The 5800-nt window shown below is 71.2% G+C and carries 6 protein-coding genes; 2 read left to right on the top strand and 4 right to left on the bottom strand.

Annotation, left to right across the window (positions count from 1 at the left end; genetic code table 11):
- Nucleotides 1–53: 53 nt before the first annotated feature.
- Both ACFDS6_RS16410 and ACFDS6_RS16405 read right to left on the bottom strand, forming a co-directional pair.
- Nucleotides 54–1085, bottom strand: a complete 1032-nt coding sequence (locus ACFDS6_RS16410; protein WP_375273170.1) for a diguanylate cyclase domain-containing protein — start codon at nucleotides 1083–1085, stop codon at nucleotides 54–56.
- Nucleotides 1086–1219: 134 nt separating this feature from the next.
- A complete protein-coding gene (locus ACFDS6_RS16405; protein WP_375273169.1) occupies nucleotides 1220–1759 on the bottom strand; it encodes a peroxiredoxin in 540 nt (179 codons plus the stop codon).
- A 64-nt stretch (nucleotides 1760–1823) separates the two neighbouring features.
- Between ACFDS6_RS16405 and ACFDS6_RS16400 the strand changes: the two genes are divergently transcribed.
- Together ACFDS6_RS16400 and ACFDS6_RS16395 are read left to right on the top strand one after the other, a co-directional pair.
- Complete coding sequence (locus ACFDS6_RS16400) at nucleotides 1824–2666, top strand: inositol monophosphatase family protein (protein WP_375273168.1); 843 nt, start codon at nucleotides 1824–1826, stop codon at nucleotides 2664–2666.
- A gap of 42 nt (nucleotides 2667–2708) precedes the next feature.
- Entirely contained in the window at nucleotides 2709–3590 is an 882-nt protein-coding gene (locus ACFDS6_RS16395) for a polysaccharide deacetylase family protein (protein WP_375273167.1), read from the top strand.
- A gap of 19 nt (nucleotides 3591–3609) precedes the next feature.
- Here the strand turns inward: ACFDS6_RS16395 and ACFDS6_RS16390 are convergent, their stop codons facing one another.
- Both ACFDS6_RS16390 and ACFDS6_RS16385 read right to left on the bottom strand, forming a co-directional pair.
- Complete coding sequence (locus ACFDS6_RS16390) at nucleotides 3610–3885, bottom strand: hypothetical protein (RefSeq protein WP_375273166.1); 276 nt, start codon at nucleotides 3883–3885, stop codon at nucleotides 3610–3612.
- Nucleotides 3886–4147: 262 nt separating this feature from the next.
- The coding region (locus tag ACFDS6_RS16385) for an AsmA family protein (protein ID WP_375273165.1) at nucleotides 4148–5800 on the bottom strand (1653 nt) is incomplete at its 5' end.

The following is a 5800-nucleotide window of genomic DNA, read 5'->3' as shown; positions in this document are numbered from 1 at the left end:
GGCGTGATCGCCAGTGGCGATTTACGCCGCACCGCGGCGCGAAGTTCGCCAGATTATGGCGCGACGATCGTGCGGCCGCGTCCGGCCTGCTTGGCGGCGTAGAGCGCGCGGTCGGCGCGCTCCATCAGCGGGTTCAGCCTGTCGCCCGCGAAGCCGCGCGCGACGCCCGCGGAAAAGTTGATCGTGCCGATCGCGCGATCGCTGTCGCGGTCGCGCAGCCGGCGCGCGACGACCGCGTCGCGCGCGGCCTCGATCCGCGCCACCACGTCGTCCTCGCCGCATCGCTCGAACAGCAGCGCGAACTCCTCGCCGCCGTAGCGCGCGACGGTGCACTCGACCTCGCGCTCTAACAGTTGCGCGACCAGCGTCAGCACTCGGTCGCCGACCGCGTGACCGAAGCCGTCGTTGACGCGCTTGAAATGGTCGATGTCGCAGATCGCGAGCGCCACCGGCACGTCGGGCGACAGCGCGGCGAAGCGATCGTCGAACGCGCGGCGGTTGAGCAGCCCGGTCAGCGGATCGGTCCCCGCGATCGTGCGCGCTTCCTCCAGCGCGGCGCGCAGCTCCGCCGTCTCGGTCGTCGCCTGCTCGAGCCGCGTCTCGGCCTGGTGGACGCGCGCGATCATCGCCGCGGTCAGGCGCGAAATCCGCTCCACGCCACCTTCGGCGCCGCCGTTGCGGATCGCTTCCGCGGTCTCGGCCAGGTCGCGCCCGAAATGGTTGGTCTCCTGGTGGATCGTCTGCAGCGTGGTGGCGAAATCCACGATCTGCGTCAGCGTCCGCGCGACGAGCGCGTCGTCGCGGTTGGGTTCGGGGGCGGGTTCGCGCGCCGGCGCGGACGGCACCAGCGCGAGCGGCACCGCGCTCGCGACGCCGCCCAGCCGCACCACGTTGGCGCCCGACAAGCGCACCCCGCCGAGCGTCAGCGCCTGTACCTCCCGCCCGCGGCTGCCGTTCGGATCGCAGATCACGTCGTAGGCGAGCGCGTAATTGGCCGGTTCGGGGTTGAGCGCGTGCTCGGTGAGGAAGGCACCCACGGCGGCGAATACGTCGCCCGGCTTCGCTGCCGCGTGCACGTTCTTCACCCTTGTCGCCACGCCGTCCCCCCGGGTCACCTTGTTCCGAACCGGGCGATTAGCCGAGAGTGACTAACATTCGGTGTTGCGCGCGCCGCGAAATCTTACGATTTGTTGCGCGAGACGGCCGGGGGATCGTCGGATCAGCGCGCGCCCAGCCGCTTCACCGCCGCCAGCGTCGTCTGGACGTGCTCGGCCGGGTTCATGTCGGAATGAACGAAGGCGATCCGCCCGTCGCGGCCGATCACGTAGCTGGTGCGGCTGGTGACGTTGCGCCCCTTGACCGCCTGGCCGAGTGCCACGTCGTATCCCGCGATCACGCGCGGTCCCGCGCTCGCCACCGCGAACTTGCCCGCGCACTCGCTCGACGAGAATTTCTGCAGCGTCGGCACGTCGTCGGCCGACATGCCGATCACGCGCGCGCCCGCCGCCTCGAACTGCGGCACCGCTTCGGCGAAGGCGCGCGCCTCCGCGTTGCAGCCGCCGGTGAACGCCGCGGGGAAGAAGTAGAGCACGACGGGACCGCGGCGCAGCTCGCGGGCGAGATCGACCGAGATCACCTTGCCCGCCATCGCGCCTCGGGTGGAGAAAGTGGGCGCCTTGGCCCCGGTCGCGAGCGTCGCCGCGGCGGGCAGGGCGGCGAGGGTCGCGGCGGCGGCGATGATGGTGGCGAGGGCGCGCATGGTTATTGTCTCCTGTTCCCGCCCATCCTAGCAACCTGCCGCGCGCCGCGATAGGCAGCAGATCATGCCCGTACGCCCCGCCGACATCCAGCTCGCCCACCGCCTCGCTGACGCCGCGGGCGCGGTGATCCGGCCCTACTTTCGCGCCGACGCTGGCGTGCGAATGAAGGACGACCAGTCGCCCGTCACGCTCGCCGATACCGAGGCGGAGGCCGCGATGCGCCGCATCCTCGATGCCGAGCGATCGGGCGACGGCATCGTCGGCGAGGAATATGGCGAGAAGCCCGGCGTCACCGGGCGGCAATGGGTGCTCGATCCCGTAGACGGTACGCGCAGCTTCACGGTCGGGCGCGCGATCTTCGGCACGCTGATCGCGCTGGTGGAGGATGGCTGGCCGGTGCTCGGCATCATCGACCAGCCGGTACAGCGCGAACGCTGGATCGGCGTTGCGGGCCGCGCGACCGAGTTCAACGGCGCGCCCGCGCGCACCCGCGCCTGCACCGCGCTCGCGGGCGCGGCGATCGCGACCACCAGCCCGCATTTGTTCGCCGACGGCGACGTGCCGCATTACCTGTCGCTGGTCGCCGCGGTCAGCGGCGGTGCGCCGCGGCAGGGGCCGGTCTACGGCGGTGACTGCTATAACTACGGCCTGCTCGCCTCGGGCCACCTCGACCTGGTGTGCGAATCGGGGCTCCAGCTCTACGATTTCGCCGCATTGGTGCCGGTGGTCGAGGGAGCGGGCGGGCGGATGTGCGACTGGAACGGCGATCCGCTGACCGCGGGGAGCGCGGGCCACGTGCTCGCGATCGGCGATCCGGCGCGCACGGACGACGTGCTGGAGGCGCTGCACGGCACGCATGACCACCATCATGCGCATGACGGTCCCGATCACGACCACGATCATTGAGGCGGCACGGGTAACTTCGCGCCGCGCCCGCGTTATGGGGCGATGACCGTCTCGACCCCGCCGCGCTACGCCTATCGCCCGATTACCGACCGCCCCGACTACGACTGGCCGGGGGGCCGGCGGCTCGCGATCTACTTCGGCATCAATTACGAGGTATTCGACTTCGGCGGCGGGATGGGCGCGGAGCTCGCGCCGGCCAAGAACCAGCCCGACGTGCTCAACTACGCGTGGCGCGATTACGGCAACCGGGTCGGCGCATGGCGATTGTTCGACCTGTTCGACCGGCTGGAGCTGCCCGCCACCGCGCTGCTCAACGCCGACGTGCTCGACACCTGCCCCGGCCTCGCCGAGGCGTGCGTCGCGCGCGGGTACGAGATCGCGGCGCATGGCGAGAGCAACGCCGCCGCGCAGGGGAAGATGTCGAAGGACGAGGAGCAGGCGCTGATCGCGCGCACGACCGACGCGCTGGCGGCGCTCGGCACGCGCCCGACCGGCTGGCTCGGCCCGTGGATCTCGGAGAGCCACGCCACCCCCGACCTGCTGCACCGCGCCGGCTATCGCTACACGCTCGACTGGGCGCACGACGATCAGCCGACGTGGCTGTCGACCGACACGGGCCGGCTGCTGTCGGTGCCCTATTCGCAGGAGATCAACGACATCCCCGCGATCGTCGCGCGACGCGGCGAGGCGGCGCAGTTCGCGGCGATGATCGAGGACGCGGTGGCGCAATTGCTCGCCGAGTGTGACCGCCGCCCGCTGGTGCTCGGCATTGCGCTCCACCCGTACATCATGGGGCAGGCGCACCGCACGCCCCCGCTCGCGCGCGTGCTGGAACGGCTGCGCGAGGCCGACGACCCGCGCATCTGGTGGACCACCGCGGGCGGGATCGCCGACCACGTGATCGAGCACGACCTGGCGGTCTGATCGTCGAAGCGCCCGGCGCTCAGCGCACGCAGATGCGCGCGCGCTCGTTCGTCCAGCAGTCACCCTCTCTGCTCAACGGCCCGAGCGGGTCCATCGCGCGGTCGTCTCGCGGGTCGGCGTTCCACGTCGCGGTGGCGGTGCCGTCGGCGTCCTTCGTCACCACCGCGAAGTGCGGCTGCGCCGGCTTGCCGCCGTCCCAGGTGTTGAGCGTATACTCGTCCTCCCCCATCGGGAACACGCGGCAGCGGCCCCGTACGTGGACGACGCCGTCGACGCGCAGGTAGCAGTCGCGCATCGTCGACCGCGAAGGCTCGGTGCCGGCTCGGACGGTCGATGTCGCTTCACCGGCGGCAGCAGGTCGGGGCGTGGGAGCCGCACTTCGCGACACCTCTTCCGCCCTGTCGCCGGCGGGCGCGGCAACGGCACCGGCCTGCTCCGCCGCTCCGCCTCGCGCGTTGTCCACGGACGGGTCCACCTGCGGACTGCACGCCGCCGCCAGCCCGAGCAGCAGAGTTACTGTTATTCGTCGCATCGTCCCTCGTCCCCCGCTCGCCGCGTCAGAAGATGCCGAGGAACTTCTTGCGCTTCTTGGGCGCCGCCTGCCCCTCGCCGACGTCGTCGCGCGCTTCGCCCTTCGTCGTGCGCTGCGCCGCCGCGCTCTTGCCCGCCAGTACCGGGCCGCACGCCGCCGCCTTGGCATCGCCCGGATCGATGAACGCGAGCAGCCCCGCGACCGGCGTCGCCAGCACCGCTAGCCCCAGGCCCGCGCCCGCGCGCGACAGCAGCTGCGGCGTGATGACCTGCAATCCCGGTGCGGCGAACGTGCCCTCGATCCCGACCGGCGACTGGCCGGAGAACAGGCTGAACTTCTTCGAATCGGCCTTGAACGCCAGGTCGACCGCCTCCGTGCGGAAACTGAACCCGCCGCGCCCCGTCACTACGTTCTTGCGCGTGTCGATCAGCACCGGGTCCGCCGCCGCCACCCCGCCGCGCACGGTAAAGCCGACTAGTCCGCAGTTGATGCGCACCGGCTCCTTCAATGCGCCGGAGAACATCTTCTGCACGAACGTGCCGATGTCGAGCTCGGCCAATTCCGCGTTGCGCGTCCACAAGGTGCCCGCCGGCAGCACGAACGCGATTCGTCCGCGCGCGGTGGACAGCGAATCGTGGATCGTGTCGCCGTGCCCGGCCAGCTGTATGCGCCCGCGCACCGTGCCGCTCGTCCCCGCCTCGCTCACGCCCCAGCCCGCGAGCAGCCGCCCGAGCGGAGTGGGGGCGAGCCGGATGTCGTACGACACCGCGGTCGGGCGCTGCCGCGTGTCGAACACCAGGTCGGACGCCACGTTGCCGCGCGCCATCGCGAAGGTGAAGGGCGACAGCGTCAGCTTGCCGCGTGTCAGGTCGAGCGTCACGTCGACGTTGCTGATCGGGATACGCCGCGATTTCACCGCGCCGATCGTCCATTTCAGGTCGGCGTCGAACCGCCGCATCGTCTCGATCGGGAAGGTCGCGTCGGGCATCAGTCGCGCGGGCGCCGCGCCCGTCTCCGCCGCGGCCGCGGTCACGCCCTTCTCCGCGACGATGTCGGGGTTGAAGCCGATGAACGGTGCCGCGTCGACGATGTCGAGGCTGCGCGTCGCCAGCGTCGAATCGAGGTGTAGCCGCTCGCCGTTAGTGATGGTCAGCTTGCCCGCGAGATCGGTCTGCCCGGCGACGCCGGTGATGCGGGTGAAGCGATACTGGTCGCCCGCCTTCACCATCTGTCCGCGCAGGGTGTAGGTCCGCGTCTGCGGGATCACCACGCCGATGATGCCGATCAGCGTCGACAGGTCGCGCCCGCGCGCCTTCACGCGCAGCGGCACGTTCTCGATCTCGGCCAGGCTCGGCAGCGTGCCCGCCACGTCGACGGTGTTGCCCGCCGCGCGCGCGGTCGCGATCAGCTCGTTCTTGCCGCGGTTGGCGGTCGCGTCGGGCGACAGCAATTGCGCGGTGACGGTGAACGGCGTCGACCGCACCGTACCCGCGCCCTTGACCCCGACCGCCTGCCCGATCCGCGCCTCGACCGACCGGATCGTGTCGACGTCCAGGTCGGCGAGCAGCTGCATACGCGGATCGCGGTAGCGCACGGTCGTGCCCGCAATCGTCGCACGGTCGATCCGCGGCAGCTCGAACGGCTCGCCGCCCTTCTTCTCGCTGAACGTCCAGGTGTT

It is taken from the genome of Sphingomonas sp. (genome assembly GCF_042095875.1).
In the GTDB taxonomy this organism is placed as follows: domain Bacteria; phylum Pseudomonadota; class Alphaproteobacteria; order Sphingomonadales; family Sphingomonadaceae; genus Sphingomonas.
The sequence above is the reverse complement of the archived record's forward strand: the minus strand, read 5'-3'. Positions and strand labels throughout refer to the sequence as shown.

Bases quoted from the DNA above. Each gene is read 5' to 3' on its own strand.
- ACFDS6_RS16405 (WP_375273169.1), bottom strand. From the start codon at position 1,759: ATGCGCGCCCTCGCCACCATCATCGCCGCCGCCGCGACCCTCGCCGCC.
- ACFDS6_RS16400 (WP_375273168.1), top strand. From the start codon at position 1,824: ATGCCCGTACGCCCCGCCGACATCCAGCTCGCCCACCGCCTCGCTGAC.
- ACFDS6_RS16395 (WP_375273167.1), top strand. From the start codon at position 2,709: ATGACCGTCTCGACCCCGCCGCGCTACGCCTATCGCCCGATTACCGAC.
- ACFDS6_RS16390 (WP_375273166.1), bottom strand. From the start codon at position 3,885: ATGCGCGACTGCTACCTGCGCGTCGACGGCGTCGTCCACGTACGGGGC.